Annotated in this window: 13 protein-coding genes; 3 read left to right on the plus strand and 10 right to left on the minus strand. The window is 40.4% G+C overall.

Features of this window, described 5'->3' with window-relative positions; all coding sequences use genetic code 11:
- Positions 1-210: 210 nt before the first annotated feature.
- The 4 genes from E6139_RS02955 to E6139_RS02970 all read right to left on the minus strand — a co-directional run bounded on the left by E6139_RS02955 (position 211) and on the right by E6139_RS02970 (position 2075).
- Positions 211-879: an MmcQ/YjbR family DNA-binding protein gene (locus E6139_RS02955; protein ID WP_316401565.1), complete on the minus strand. Its 669-nt coding sequence runs from the start codon at positions 877-879 to the stop codon at positions 211-213.
- A gap of 222 nt (positions 880-1101) precedes the next feature.
- Positions 1102-1428 carry a hypothetical protein gene (locus tag E6139_RS02960; RefSeq protein WP_316401566.1) on the minus strand — a complete coding sequence of 109 codons (327 nt, stop codon included), beginning with the start codon at positions 1426-1428 and terminating at the stop codon, positions 1102-1104.
- Positions 1404-1691 (minus strand): hypothetical protein, encoded by a 288-nt coding sequence (locus E6139_RS02965; protein ID WP_316401568.1) that lies wholly within the window; start codon positions 1689-1691, stop codon positions 1404-1406. Before E6139_RS02965 ends, E6139_RS02960 begins: the two co-directional genes overlap by 25 nt.
- A gap of 78 nt (positions 1692-1769) precedes the next feature.
- A complete protein-coding gene (locus tag E6139_RS02970) occupies positions 1770-2075 on the minus strand; it encodes a hypothetical protein (RefSeq protein WP_316401569.1) in 306 nt (101 codons plus the stop codon).
- Between the two features lie 636 nt (positions 2076-2711).
- On the opposite strand from E6139_RS02970, the gene E6139_RS02975 reads away from it, so the two are divergent.
- From E6139_RS02975 to E6139_RS02985, 3 genes are all read left to right on the plus strand, one after another.
- Positions 2712-3212: an NAD(P)H-dependent oxidoreductase subunit E gene (locus E6139_RS02975; protein ID WP_316401570.1), complete on the plus strand. Its 501-nt coding sequence runs from the start codon at positions 2712-2714 to the stop codon at positions 3210-3212.
- Between the two features lie 147 nt (positions 3213-3359).
- Positions 3360-5180 carry an NADH-quinone oxidoreductase subunit NuoF gene (gene nuoF, locus E6139_RS02980; RefSeq protein ID WP_410470508.1) on the plus strand — a complete coding sequence of 607 codons (1821 nt, stop codon included), beginning with the start codon at positions 3360-3362 and terminating at the stop codon, positions 5178-5180.
- 12 nt (positions 5181-5192) lie between these two features.
- Positions 5193-6941, plus strand: coding sequence for an NADH-dependent [FeFe] hydrogenase, group A6 (locus tag E6139_RS02985; RefSeq protein ID WP_316401572.1), 1749 nt, complete (start codon positions 5193-5195; stop codon positions 6939-6941).
- 56 nt (positions 6942-6997) lie between these two features.
- On the opposite strand, the gene E6139_RS02990 is transcribed toward E6139_RS02985, so the two are convergent.
- From E6139_RS02990 to E6139_RS03015, 6 genes are all read right to left on the minus strand, one after another.
- Positions 6998-7699, minus strand: a complete 702-nt coding sequence (locus E6139_RS02990) for a helix-turn-helix domain-containing protein (RefSeq protein ID WP_316401573.1) — start codon at positions 7697-7699, stop codon at positions 6998-7000.
- A gap of 519 nt (positions 7700-8218) precedes the next feature.
- Positions 8219-12202 carry a hypothetical protein gene (locus E6139_RS02995; RefSeq protein ID WP_316401574.1) on the minus strand — a complete coding sequence of 1328 codons (3984 nt, stop codon included), beginning with the start codon at positions 12200-12202 and terminating at the stop codon, positions 8219-8221.
- 14 nt (positions 12203-12216) lie between these two features.
- The gene (locus E6139_RS03000; protein WP_316401575.1) at positions 12217-12873 is read right to left on the minus strand and encodes a hypothetical protein; all 657 of its coding nucleotides are present in this window, start codon (positions 12871-12873) and stop codon (positions 12217-12219) included.
- Between the two features lie 99 nt (positions 12874-12972).
- Positions 12973-13686, minus strand: coding sequence for an LPXTG cell wall anchor domain-containing protein (locus E6139_RS03005; RefSeq protein WP_316401576.1), 714 nt, complete (start codon positions 13684-13686; stop codon positions 12973-12975).
- A 104-nt stretch (positions 13687-13790) separates the two neighbouring features.
- Entirely contained in the window at positions 13791-14756 is a 966-nt protein-coding gene (locus tag E6139_RS03010; protein ID WP_316401577.1) for a BsaA family SipW-dependent biofilm matrix protein, read from the minus strand.
- A 50-nt stretch (positions 14757-14806) separates the two neighbouring features.
- Entirely contained in the window at positions 14807-15352 is a 546-nt protein-coding gene (locus E6139_RS03015; RefSeq protein WP_316401578.1) for a signal peptidase I, read from the minus strand.
- Position 15353: the final 1 nt, after the last annotated feature.

The raw sequence follows: 15353 nt of genomic DNA on the forward strand, positions 1-15353 counted from the left end.
CGCATTATCAAAATCAAAATAATCAAAGGATGATTTCAGGTTGCAGTATTGTGTATTTTTCTTCTGCAATTTTATGTATAAAAGTCTTGCAAAATACAATCGATCCTTTTCGAGCTGGAGATGTATGCGGATCAGTCTGCCACGGCTGAACCAGCCTTCGAAGTTCGAATCCCAATTAAAAAGCAGTAGCCGATTTTTCAGCTACTGCTTTTACTTAACAGCCAACAAAAAGCTTTCATCAATGAGTGTTTTGATTTCCTCAAAGGGAACAGAACCATCCAAACAGACTGTTAACCAATATTTCTTATTCATATGATAACCAGGAAAAAACTTCTGTCCGTCCACTAACGCGGCGACTTTTTCTGGCAGGTTTCTTAAATCTAAAATCTCGATCGGTTCATCTGATGGCAGACCTAGTTTATTTTTTTGAATCGTTAATAGAGCCGCATACCATTTTTTAGAATTCTTCCTTCTAAAAATCGCGTTTCCAGGAGACTTAGGCCAGAGAAACTCCAATTCATCTTGATACGTCTTTCGGATATAGCAGATGACTTCCTTGGCTGAAGCACTTTGAAAAACTTCTGTATCAAAGCAGTTGTTAGCAATGTCTTGTAGAATCGCCTGATATTCTGCCTTCACTGAACCAACAAACGAGCCACCAGCCGAAGTTCGATGCAGCACATACTCTTCGCCGCTGGCAATTTCGATCAGCTCAGTATCGATCGCTCCTTTGTTAGAGATAGAGATGGTCAACTTGAACTCATCGTCCATGATCTTGGTCTCATATATGTAGAGTTCAGTATTATTCTTAAAGCCATAAGCCAGTAATTTCTCACGATTGATTTTCTTTCTTGTAAAAAATATGTCTTCCCGACTCATGAAGCTTCCACCCCCTATCGATTCATTTGTTCTATTATATAGGAGGTTTTGGCGCACAAGCAAAGAAAAACAAGGCAATCCAATTTCTCGTATTAAGAACACTCTATAAGCTACCTTGATCTATGAAACCACTGCTCCTAAAAGTCACCCTCATTATTATTTCAATCCACAACAAATAAACCTACCTCTCTTAGAAAATTTTCTCGTTATCTCCCTTTCTTTTTACCCTGCCGAAAATTGTTCAGCAACCTTCGATCTGCCTTTCGTCATTTTTTTCGTCGATTTTTTCGATGGTGATTTTTCTTTTTTCTCATTGCTTCCTTCCCGCACTTTGCCTGCTGTGGCCATGGCTGGAGTCAGATTCTTTTCAACTGGAGGAGCGGAAGAATTGATTATTGCTTCTTGGGTTCCGTCCTTTTGCTTACTCCGCTCATCATAGACGATCCTAGAATCGATACTTGTTTGTTGGCCGATCGTTATTTCAGACAAATTCTCACGATCAACCTCATTTTCTTCTGACGTTGCTATCTCTTCAGTCTCTTCGACCACTCCTTGATCAGATTCAATAATTGTTTTTTACTAAGCGAATTGAGATCAAAACCAGCGATTATTACTGACTGGACACTTTCGGAATCTACAGAAGTTTTGACTGTTTTCTGAGCAGCGGCTTCAGCAGGTTTTTCTTGTCTTTCTTCTTTTTCCGTCCGTGTACTTGAGATCACGGTCTCTCCCTTGCATTCATAATCCAGAAACTTAGCAAACCGGCGGATGCCATTCTTTTGAAAGAACGACAAAGTAGTCAGTATCTTCAAAATCCGTCTAGTTTACTCCACCGTGTTTTCGGATCAGCATCACGCAGTCATCACGTTTGCTTTTTCCCATTTGCGTCTTCAAAATACAAGATCAAACGATACTTGTCGAACTCTTGGTCCAATATCCCAGTTCCGTGATTTTCCAGATACTCTCGGTTGATCCGTGCCGTTTTTGAAATACTCATTCTTACTGCCGAATACCCTAGAAATAATCGTATCAAACTCTTTTTCCTCAAAATAGCGTTCAAAAAAACTGCAGAATTTCCGCATTGTGTCACTTGGTTCATAATGAAGAAACAGCTCGCGAATGAGCTCATATAAAAAGAAGGAAAAATCATTCGTCGTCAGCGCTTCCCGCACGAGTACCGCAATGGCATACTCCACGACAGAATCTGTATCCTATGTATCCTGATAATACGATTCGATTTTCTTTTCCAAATTGACTCTCTTCATTGAGAATAAAGTTCGCTGCAGTTGCTTCGTTAACATACCTCACCACTCACTTCCCATTTTTATGCGATCGCTTACAATGAATAATCCAAAGCGATTTGCTTTTACTTATACCCAAATCCATCATACATCTAGAATTATTCCAATTACAATCTACAATTATTATTATTTTGAAGAAATTTGCGAACAATAGCTTTTTTGCTTTTCTGTTCCAAATAGTCCTCACAATTATTTTAAAAATAACAATAAATTGAATTAGAGAGGATAATTCACAACCAATACTATGTTATATCCCACTTTTTGAAAGTCTATTCATTCTTTTTAATAACCACAGATAAATAGTTTTTTTGAATTTGAATCGTTCCCTCTACGGCTTATCCAGCTTTGATTTATCAAAGATAATGCTAGTTATTTCATGCGAGAACAGTTCTCATTCTCATTTGTATATTTAATCACAAACACGACTTCATTTTTGATATACTTGTTCTATAAACAATAACTTTCTTAATTGGTTGTATTGTGATCGTTCATGATTTTGATTAAGCGTCAGAAAGGAGGATACAGAGATATATGAGTACAGAAGTAGCGTTTGAGTTTATTGAAACAGAAAGTCAAAAACAAGAATTCCAAGCTTGCATAGAGGAATTGAAGGGACAGCGCGGTGCACAGATGCCGGCTTTGCAGGATGCACAGAGGATTTATGGCTATTTGCCGATCGAGATTTTGAAAAGGCTTTCTACTGAATTAGAGATTCCAATGGAAGAGCTATACAGCACAGCGACCTTCTATGGCCAGTTTACCTTTGTGCCTAAGGGAGAGTATACGATCAGTGTATGTATGGGAACAGCCTGCTATGTTAAGGGCGCCGGAGACATTTTAGATTCCTATGCGACTGAGCTAAATATCGAACCTGGTCAAACAACGGCCGATCGAAAATTCACTTTAGAATCTTGTCGTTGTATCGGCGCTTGTGGTTTAGCGCCTGTATTAACAGTCAATGAAGAAGTCTATGGTCGTTTGACTAAGAAAAAAGCCGACAAAGTACTAGTTACCTATCAAAAGCAAGAGTAGAAAATCATTGATCCTCCCTTTCCAAAAATATAAGAATTTTTGGAAATGTATTGTTGTTAAATAAAACTTCAAGAGTCAGGAGTAAAAAATATGAAAGATTGGAATGAGTTAAAAGAACTTCGAGACACCTATCGTCAGACGGTCACGATGCGTTTAGATGATGCGGCAGCCGAAGACAAGCAATACGAGAAAGAGATTCTTGTATGTGCCGGAACTGGTTGTATTTCATCTAAGAGTATTGAATTTGTCGAGGCTTTGAAAGAGGAATTAGCGAAAAACGAGTTAACAGACAAAGTAAATATCGTTAAAACCGGCTGCTTCGGGCTTTGTGCCCAAGGACCGATCGTTATTATTTATCCAGAAGCGGTCTTTTATCATCATGTTCAGGCGAAGCATGCGAAGAAGATCGTCTCAGAACACTTAATCAAAGGAAAACTAGTCGAGAAATTATTGTACCATGATTCAGAAAGCAAAGAAGTCATCAACAAACTGATGGACACACCTTTCTATCATAAACAAAAACGAGTGGCTCTGCGAAACTGTGGACGTATCAATCCAGAAAGAATCGAAGAATATATCGCCTTTGACGGCTATCAAGCTTTAGCTACCGTCGTTAACGAGTATTCCCGTGACGATGTATTGAGTACGCTGGAAACTTCCGGCTTGCGGGGACGCGGCGGTGCCGGCTTCCCTACCTTCATGAAATGGTCCTTCGCCAAAGCGAGTCAGTCGGATCAGAAATATGTCATCTGTAACGCCGATGAAGGCGACCCGGGTGCATTTATGGACCGTTCTGTATTAGAAGGCGATCCACATGCAGTCATTGAAGCAATGGCGATCGCCGGCTATACGATTGGCGCAAATCAAGGCTACATCTATGTTCGGGCTGAATATCCAATCGCTGTCAATCGATTACGTATCGCCATCAAGCAAGCACGAGAAGAAGGCGTACTAGGCAAGCACATCTTTGGTAGCGATTTCTCGTTTGACTTGGATCTGCGTTTAGGGGCTGGCGCTTTCGTCTGTGGTGAGGAAACGGCCTTGCTGGAAAGTATCGAAGGACATCGCGGCGAACCGCGGCCACGTCCGCCATTCCCTGCGGTCAAAGGTCTGTTTGGCAAACCAACGATCGTCAATAACGTTGAAACACTGGCGAACATTCCACAGATTATTCTCAAAGGTCCTGAATGGTTTGCTGGCTTCGGAACGGAGCAATCAAAAGGAACAAAAGTCTTTGCCTTGGGCGGTAAAATTCAGAATACTGGTCTGGTAGAGATTCCGATGGGAACAACTTTACGCGAAATCGTTGAAGACATTGGCGGCGGGATTCCTGACGGCAAGAAATTCAAGGCCGCTCAAACCGGTGGACCTTCTGGCGGCTGTATCCCTTCTGAACATTATGATGTGCCGATCGATTATGAAAACTTGAAGAAGATCGGTTCGATGATGGGTTCAGGCGGATTGATTGTTATGGATGAAGATAACTGTATGGTAGACATCGCCAAATTCTTCTTGGAATTTACCGTGGAAGAAAGCTGTGGAAAATGTGTGCCGTGTCGGGTCGGAACCAAACGCCTGCTTGAACTATTGGATAAGATCACGATGGGTAAAGCAACGTTGGAGGATTTGGATAAGATGGAGGAGCTTTGTCACCACATCCAAGAAAACTCACTATGCGGACTGGGACAAACCGCACCAAATCCAGTGCTCTCTACCCTGCGCTATTTTAGAGAAGAATACGAAGCCCATGTCTTAGAACGTCGTTGTCCATCTGGTGTATGTAAGAACTTGATCCAATATCGGATCCTGCCAGATAAATGTACCGGCTGTAGAGCCTGTGCGAAAGGTTGTCCAGTAAGTGCGATCAGTGGTGAAGTGAAACAAGTCCACGAAATCGATCAGTCGATCTGTACTAAATGTGGCTTATGTATTGATACTTGTCGCTACGATGCGATCACAGTCATATAGGAGGTGGAGCAAGTGAAAGAAGTTATGATTACCATCAACGGAAAAATCTGTACTGCTCCAGAAGGATCGACTATTCTCGAAGCAGCACGTGTAAACAATATTGAGATCCCTACCCTTTGCTTCTTAAAGGAGATTAACGAAATCGGTGCCTGCCGCATGTGTGTGGTGGAAGTGAAAGGTGCCCGCAGTTTAGTAACAGCCTGTGTCTATCCAATCAGTGAAGGCATGGAGATTAAAACAAATTCACAAAAAGTCTTCAATTCACGGAAAACTACATTAGAGTTGATTCTCTCTACTCACGAAAGAAAATGTCTGTCATGTATCCGCAGCGGAAATTGTGAGCTGCAAAAGCTTTGCAAAGAGTTCAATGTCGCGGATGAAGATTACTTCAATGGCGAAAACTGTGAATACGAGTTTGATGACAGTGCCGTACACATGGTCCGCAACAACAATAAATGTATCCTTTGCCGCCGTTGTGTAGCCGCTTGTTCGAAATGGCAGGCAGTTGGCGTGATCGGTCCGAATAATCGCGGATTTGACACCCATATCGGTAGCGCTTATGAACAAAACCTAAGCGAAGTTCCGTGTATTTCTTGCGGACAATGTATCGTGGTTTGTCCAACAGGCGCGATCCATGAAAAAGATCAGACCCAAGAAGTCTGGGATGCGTTGGAAGATCCAACAAAACATGTGATCGTTCAAACTGCTCCTTCAATTCGGGTGACACTCGGCGAAGCCTTCAATATGCCAATCGGTACGAATGTTGAAGGAAAAATGGTCTCAGCTCTACGTCGGATCGGCTTTGATAAAGTCTTCGATACCAATGTGGCCGCTGACTTTACCATCATGGAAGAAGCTAATGAATTCTTGGAGCGGGTCGGAAACAATGGGCCATTCCCAATGTTTACCTCGTGCTCACCAGGCTGGGTCAAATATTGTGAACATTATCATCCAGAATTGATTCCGAACCTGTCGACCTGTAAATCTCCGCAGCAGATGTTTGGTGCCTTAGCCAAAACATGGTATGCGGAAAAAGAAGGCATCGATCCAAAAGACATCTTTGTCGTTGGAATCATGCCATGTACAGCGAAAAAATTCGAAGTCACCCGAGAAGACGAGGCCGCAGCTGGTTACTCTGACTGTGACGTAGCCTTAACGACACGCGAATTGGCTCGAATGATTGATAAAGCAGGTGTTCGTTTCGTCGAATTGGAAGACGAAGCCTTCGATAATCCGTTAGGTGAAGCAACTGGTGCCGGCTATATCTTCGGTGCTACCGGTGGCGTTATGGAAGCGGCTTTGAGAACAGCTGCGGAAACATTAGCTGGTCATTCACTAGAACAAGTGGAATTCACTGAAGTTCGCGGAATGTCAGGAATCAAAGAAGCAACCTACGAAATGAGCGGCGCAACGATCAATGTCGCTGTCGCATCAGGAATCGGCAACGCGAAGAAATTACTGGAAAAAATCGAATCCGGTGAAAAATTCTATCATTTCGTTGAGATCATGGGCTGCCCTGGCGGCTGTATCAACGGTGGCGGACAGCCGGTTCAACCAGCAGCCGTGCGCAACTTTGTGGATTTGAAAACCAAACGGGCCGCTGCATTGTACGCCGAAGATAAGGACAAAGGCTTACGTAAATCAAACGATAACCCGATCGTCCAAAAAATCTATCAAGAATTTCTGGAAAAACCAGGCAGCTTGAAGGCTCATCATATTCTCCATACTAGCTATCGCGATCGGATGAATGTAGAAGTTTAATCAGAACAATGAGACTATCATCGACGTTGATGATAGTCTCATTTTACTATCATTTGCTAATTCAGTACCTTCAATTCATTTGTGACTTGTCGATAGAAGTTTTCACTCAGTTGATACCCCTGACCCCAAACAGTGATGATCGATTCCCCTTCAATACCCTGATCGCTCAGTTTTTCCCTCAAAAGCTTCACTAAACAAGATAGTTGAGACAAATTTGATGGGGTACTTGGGCGATTCCAAAGCAGTTCACACATTTTTTCTCTAGTAATAATACGCTCATGTTCGCGACAAAGAATTTGCAAAAAGCGAAGCTGAGTAGAATTTAACGCTAAGCTACTTAAAGATCGTTTTTCAATTGCATTTTCACTAAAGGATAGATTATTTTTTGAAGGATCATCGAATTCTACGAGCATCTCACGCAGCTCCTCAATCAGAATATCCGTAATTATCCACTCATTAATTCCCTTTTCACTCCATGATTGTCTTTCTTCATCAGATGGCTCTTTTTCCACTTTTCTGAAAACCGCCAAGGAATAGTCTTTGAGATTTCTTAATAGAAACTCCACTTCTTTATTCGTCAATGTTTCGCTAAAGACAACTATTTTGAAGTGTTCAGTTAATGAAACGGTATGGGGCTGTTTAATGCTTAGATTCAAGAATTGATCAGAAACGAAGACTTCATACCCCAATTGTCTGAAGTTATCCTCTAATTTGCGTTCTCGATCAATGTACTTCGTTATAAATAATACTCTGACCATATAAATACCTCTTTTTTTTATTCTCATTTTATATCTTATTTTTGAAGGTGCTCCCTTTCTTTCAATGGACTAAAAAAATTAAAATTACCACCTTATGATAGATAATTCTGCTTGAATCTGCTTATTTATCAATCGAGTAGAATTACAGACCTAGATTTATATTATTTCTGTCAAATAATTAACTACCTTTATGTATATCACATCCATACGAGATACAGTTATCGATTCTCTTCTAACAATTAAAACAGATCAAAAGAATGCTCATTTACCAACAATAAAATATGAGAAACTCCCTCAAAAAATAGATCTAGACTTGATCGAAACGAGTTCTTTTCGAATGAACTAATACAAGAGTATAAGTTTTGAATTTTTTTGTTGGAGAAAAAGTATGCTTATAGAATTATTATTTTGCAATAATTAATCTATGCTCTCCTTCTCTTTGTTATCTTCCAAATTATGTGTACGTTAAATACCCGATATCCTCACAAGTGAGGACATCGAGTATTCATTGATTATTAACTATTGAGTGTTTATTTCCCCAAAATGATTGGTCTTTTGGTCCCAAGCATAGTCATTAATCGTGGTATCTGGTTCAAGATAAACCGTTAACCAGTATACGTCTTTGCCATCACAATCTAAATGGATGTTTCGTGTACTGTTGAGTTTGGAAATATTTTGCTCGTTTTCCTCCTCCGTCAGCACGAAACCCAAATATTTATAGTATTGTGGCGTGAGCCAATCAACCTTGATTCCTTTATAGCCTTTTTGCAGTGGAACCACGTATTCGTTGAAGGCAACAGTTTTATTGATATCTCCACTGTTGGTCACGATATTTTTGGTTGAGAATTTTTGATCGTAACTTGGCAATTTAACATTGTTTAATGACATGAATCCGTTGCTTGGTCGTTTGACCGCCGAATTAGGATTTTGAATGACTTGTCTGACATGCAGCAAGATTGAAGTATAAGCTTTGTAGATAACATTGACTGTCATTTCGTCTACTGTGGCTCCTGCTTTGAATGTCACTTCATTGTTTTCACCAATCTCAGTAGCATTGTCTACATTGATTGGGAACACTGTCGCTGGTTTGCCATTTGTTGTCTTATACTCAATCGGAAGATAATCGACATCATCGATCAGTAATTCTGGGACAAGTCGTTTATAGGTAACCTTTTTCAAAATCTCCTCTGTTCCCATACTAAATGGGTCCAGTTTCTCTCCTTCATCATCAACACCTAAATAATGAACCTTCGCAAAAGCCTCTTCATCTTTTTCGTAATGGAAGGAATGGACATATTTATCGCTTACTGCTAACTCACCCTTGTTAGCCGACAGATCGTCATTATTAGTCGCATCTTCAACACCATTAAGCGTGTAGGTTTTCTCAGATGTTTGTGGTGTATAGAATTTCCAAGCATTTTTGTATTGAGGCAGCCACTCCTCTTCTATCCATTCTTCGATCCAGCTATCGATCCACGCGGTCACTTTATCTTCAATATCTTGTGACCATGTATTTCCCGAAGCGACAAAATCATTTTTCGTTTTTGCAAGAATAGCTGCTCGATGTTTCGCTACCTGATCATCTTTGACTTCATCTGACTCAAACAATTCATCCCATTGAGCATCCGTTAACTTAGCAACTTTTGTTTCATCATAGCCAAAGGTCGGTGGTTTCGTCGTTGTTCCAATAATTTTCCCATTTTTATCTAAAGGAAAACCAACTAGCTTCTCGATACCGTCGTTCGTTACTTTGGATACATTCTTGTTTGTCGCCTTGTATAAAACATTATTAGTATCCGAATGCTCTACTCCATTATGCTTAATGTCTGTTTCAGTATAGTAATTATCGAATACTTTGCGACTAACAACAGCCGGTTCTGCACCATAATAATTGGTCTTGACTAAAACCCAAACAACGCAATTATCCGATACTTCGATGCTTTCATCCTCCAATTTAATCTCAGGCTGACCTAGTTCTTGTTTCGTTCCCGTCCAGCCGTTTTTATCCGCTAAATCATGCGCAGTATATCCAAGTGAAGATGCTTGATTATACGCAGAATTGAACTCTTCCTCCGAAGGACTGCTGATTTCCATATTTGGATCATCCGTATCATAAGGTATGATTAAGTATTTCGCTTCTCGTAACTCTGGCTCTATTGTCAGGTTCAGTTGAGCACTATGGTATGCACTGCCCAATCCGATCTCGATTTTTACTTTTTCTTTTGCTTCTTGAGATTTGTAATGTTTTTCTCTCGGAGCACTGATATCAATGTTACCAGAGATTACTCGTGGTGCTCCTCGCATGAACATGACTTCGTAACAATAACTATCAAATAGCCCATCAGTTGCATGACTTGAAGTATACGTATTATCTGCACCATATCTCCCAGTACCACCGTACCAATCATACACGGGATCGTAGTCCCATCCCCAAGCAATCGATCCTGAACCATCTAAACCAGTCTTGTATAGATTCCCAGAAGCATCCAAAAACTGCATTGCAGATTGGTAACTAGCAATTTCAGTAATACCAGGAAATTGAGCATTTTGAGTACCTGTAAAATCATTTGCTTCTCCACCTGTTGACAGTTCAATCCAATTGCGTTCGTCTTCCTTAACATCTGGCACACTAGTTTCTTCAGTTACGTTGTTTGGCAAAGATGTTGTCGATCGATTATCTACGAACCATGAACCATCATACTCATCTTTAGCAACATAAAAATTTCCACTTATCGTACTAGTACCGTCTTTTCTAACAACATACACCAAACGCCTCTCTTTATCGTCAACCATATAAACTTTGTTGTGGGCATTTCTAAGGGTACTTAATGACGGAGCATGGTTACTTACAGTCCCTTTTACTCCAACAGTTTTATAATACTTTTTATCATAAATTGTAGGATGTTTTTTTTCAGCAGCATCATCAATATCAGACCACATCCCCTGATTCTGATATCCAGTCAATTGAAATCCCACTCGTCCATTGTACGTAACGTTAGAAAAAACAGGGCCTTTCGGTACAGTGTGATTATATTGCGTATCACCATCACCAAGAGTTTGAGGTAATTGTGTTGCCAATTTAAGATACGTATCCAATTTCCCATTCGATGGTGTTTTGTAATCATATGCAACTGTTGTTGGTCGCGAACCATATAAAGGCCCATCTGTCCCGAATTGATAATAGCGGTTGTTCCCCCAGACCCAAACTCTTCCGTATTGATCTAACGCATGAGTCGCATACTTTCCACCATCAACTGATACAAAGAATGGTGTATATGCAGAAGAAGAAGCATCAATTTCAACTTTCACTGGCGTTGTGTAATTACTACCTGCAGTACTTTCATGATAAAGACGTCCAAATTGATAAATATCTCCTTCGTCAGTGAGAACGAAACTATTGTTTAAATCGGCACTTACCTCTACAGGAATCAAATTTCGAGTAGTAAAGAAGTTTGTCTCTGCTAATTGTTGAGTTCCCCCAGTACTTCCTGTTCCTCTTTGCCCATAACCATTACCACCAAAAGTATAGACTTTACCAGCTGCAGTGGCGATAATACCATGATTATCTCCCATAGACATCGAGATAATTGTTTCGTCATTTTGCAAATCAGTTAGTTCTTGAATTTTAGCAGGACGTGTCACATACGTCCCTGATGAAATGAAAGGAATCCTACCACCATCTCTATAACCCCAAGCATACACATTTCCAGTTTTTGTCGTTGCATAAATACAATGAGCTGCTTCGGATCCTGGATATAGTTCTAGGATTTCTTCGTTAGACGGAAAATCTACTTCTTTCGGTAACAAATTATCCGATCCTGCTACAAGAGAGGTTCCATTCCCCATTTGTCCATCGTAGCCTCTTCCCCAAGCATATAGTTTGCCATTATCTCCTAATGCGTATGCTGTACTATATGATCCCCATATTTTCTTTATCTTTATATTACTGTTGATAAAATATGGAACTCTTTTCATACCACCTTGATACCTGTCACGGTCTTTCACTTTCTCAGGCATATCGATTCCCTGAACACCGTGACTATTATATCCCCACATCCATACAGCTCCCTGATTGTCTAAAGCCATTCCTCCCCTGTAAATAGTTACAGTATCAATAAACTTAACCGCCGATAATTGAGGAACCGGATCAGGGACAAACGAACTCTCTAAAGTGGGCAAACTCCGCTGCAAGCTTCCAGCAGCCAACGAAAGTTGAACAAACTTTGAGTCAGAGGTTTCCTCTTTTTTATCCTTACTTTCCGAACTTTGCTCCTCAGATTCTTTGATTGGTTGTGATTTTTCGACTTTTTCCTCAGAAGAGCTGCTTGATTCTTTGATCTTGCTAGTGGTCGTTGTAGAGACTTCTTCTTTTGAAGTCGTAGCAACAGTGGAATCCATCGAACTTTTTTCAATAGATGCTGTCGTTTTTGCACAAACGCCGGTATTACTTCCAATAGAAAGGAGTAAAACGGCTAATAAAAATTTGATTACTCTTTTATTCAATGAAATACTCCCTCCTATTCAGCACGTTTTTCTGCTAACGTTTCATCGATGGTTTTCAGCGGATCTGCAGTCTGAGGGTCATCAGTCTCCCACCATGAAATACGGTAGTCGTACTTTCTGGTGTGGATTGCTTCCGTTTTTGCCACAATATCAAATGTTACATCTTTGTAGTTATCCTTTTGTTCATTAGGAATGACCAGTTTGACTTTTTCAAATAAGTTGGAGGAGGTCTCTCCGGGCGCCAGCTTATCTAAATAATAATAGTACCCATCTTCTCCATCTTTCCATTTGGTCGCATCAAGTCCGATCAATTGCACCTGATCACCTAGCTGCACTTCAAATGGTTCGCCATCCTTCAAAGCTGTAGGAAAGACCATCAAACGTACAAAGGCATCGATCTCTTCTGTATTTTTTGCTGCGACTACTTTGTTGATTTCTGTATCTGGTTTTATTTCATTAGGCGGGGTAAAATCATCGACTAATGCAACATCGAAAAGCGGGTTTCCCGATTTAAATTTATTTTGCACAGAATCACTAGTAATAAACCAAGCAAACGTTAAGAAGGTTACTAGACCAATTGCTAAGAAGATCAGTAGTCTCTTTCTTGGTGTTCCTCTTTCTTTAATGTTTACTCGAAGCTTTCGAAAAAAAGTTCGAAGCTGATTTTTCAAAACTGCATCACCTCATTTCAATACAATAAACTGGTGCCCAACCAAGATCGAAGTGCACCAGTTTCATTCGTATTCTCAAGCTACATGCACCACGATATTCTATCTGTATTCTGATCGTTTTCTTTTGCTTGATTGGATGTAAACGATAGCGACTAAGATAAGGCCTATCAAGACGAATCCGCTGGAAAGAATTTCCCCTGTTCGAGGGTATATCTTTCCGCCAGAAGCAGGGCCTGTCCCCTGAGAGCCATCGGGGCTTTTTGGCACCCCTGGTTTGCTCTCATCAGTAGGTTTTTCTGAAGCGGTGGCAATGAATTGCCACTCTACCTCAGCTTCACTCGATCCTGAATAGTACAATTTGTTCCATTTTTCGATATCATTCATGGTTAGCTGGATCACTGCTTGTTTTTCTGATCTCGCAGCGATCAGTCCAAAAGGTACTTCTTTGCTTCCATCTTTACTCGTACTTAAATTGCCTTGATAAACTTCTTGATCTTCAAATAGAATCTGCATGGACATGTTCTCAATCAGATCAATCTTTCCCGATTTTGATTTTGGTTCAATAACTAATCGTAAGTCATAGGCCTCATCTCGAAAATTCTTGATCGTCAATGTTCGTTTAATCGTATCTCCTGGTCGAAGATCCTCTAGGTTGAAGAAGTAGCCTCCATCCTTGGAAACGTTGATTCCATTCTCGTCACCCAGCAAAAATCCATCCGGTAGATTTGTTTCAGCTGCGGAGACGCTTTGAAAAGAAATCATAGACAGGAGTACGACAAAAAGTAAAAATAGAACTCTTGTTAGTCGCTTCACCGCCTCACTCCCATTCCATACGACATGTTAACCGACTTTCTTTAAATAGAAAGAATTGATCTTTTGCAAGAATCGTTACTGCAAGTTTTACACGTGGGTTTGGTTTATAGTTCCGCTTTGATCGCATTGGCAATATTTGTTGGAATTCCTGGGAATCCGCCACCGTCAATTGCTTCTTCTGTTGCTTGTAGCGCTTCGATTCTTACATCCAACGCATAGTCCATCAATTGGTAAGTATTGTTCGCACTACCATCCAACTTAACAGATTCTAAGATCAATGGAGACGTTTCACCTGGCGCTAATTTGCCGATGTAGTAGAACCAACCGCCTGCTGCGTCATAAACCCATTTGTTTGCTGTTACAGTTGATGCTTCAACGTCTGCTGAATAGCCAAGCAAGATCTTGTCATCCAATGCCGACTTAGTGATATCACTAGCTGCTGGATGTGGAGCATCAGCCCAGTCTTTCTCACTATATATACCAAGCTTGTAGTAAAGGTAGTTCACATTTGAAACAGTTACTGTTTGTGTTGTTAGATCATAGGCAAAATCGCCATCCATTTTATACAATTTTCCACTTACAGTACGATACAAAGCAAACTCATACTTGTTAGTGAATACTTCTTTTCCGACAATTGTTACATCGGATGGGACACCACTAACTGTCAGCCCTAAAGTTGTAGGATCAGAATATCCGTTGCTTGAAAAGTCAATTGATGGTACTGGAACTAAACTTGTGTCTGTTTGTTCAGTTGGAAAGGCATATTGCTTTAACTTGTTTCCATCCGATTCCATTTTTTGCAATGTTTCTTCAAATGACAAACGAACGACAACGTCATCATCGCTGTTACTTAGGACGCCGACTTTCTTTTTCACTTCTTGTCCTGGTGTCCAGCCATCTGGCTCTTCGAAGTCCTCGACGATCTTCACTGAACCGTCAGGCAAAGCGCCTGTCTTAAATTTGTTGGTTACATTGTCTGTAGATGTGAACCAGGCAAATGTTCCGATCAATACCAAGATCACCGCCATAACGAGTGAAATCCCTACTGCTTTTTTCTTTTTCGAATTCATATGAATCCCCCTTATATTTATTGCTATCAAAAAGTGACCAGCACTTTTTGTTAAGCCTTACTAAAAAAGAACTTGGATATAAGACTCAATGACAACAGCAGCGCCACTGTAAGTCCCAGTGCTAAATATGGAGTTTCCTGAATCATGACAAGGAAGGTTCCAACAAAAGGAATGGCAAATTTTACGACACCGATAATTTGTTTACCGGATATTTCAGGATCATCCATATTATTTGCATCCCCTCTTGTAACAAAAGTATTTTTTTCTTCATTCTTGCTTTTGACTCGATGTGTCAGATAAACAGACCCATCTTCAATGCCGCTTGGAACAAAGGTGATTACATCATTGATTTTAATCTCAGATGACTTCTTAAGCTGAACGACCAGCAGGTCCCCCTTTTCAAAGGACTGGCCTTTGAATCGCTCTCCTATAGACTTATTTGTTTTCATAGAGTTTGTTTTTACGGAATAGATTCGATAGCCAAAAATTGATTTGTCCGTTTGATCACTGAATCTAAACCACACGGCTGATGAAACAACCAACACTAAAGTTACCCAAAAAAGAATATCAACTAACCATTTCATTTTTTTCTTCATG

Origin of the sequence: Enterococcus sp., from assembly GCF_032555305.1 — a bacterium.
Taxonomy (GTDB): Bacteria; Bacillota; Bacilli; order Lactobacillales; family Enterococcaceae; genus Enterococcus_A.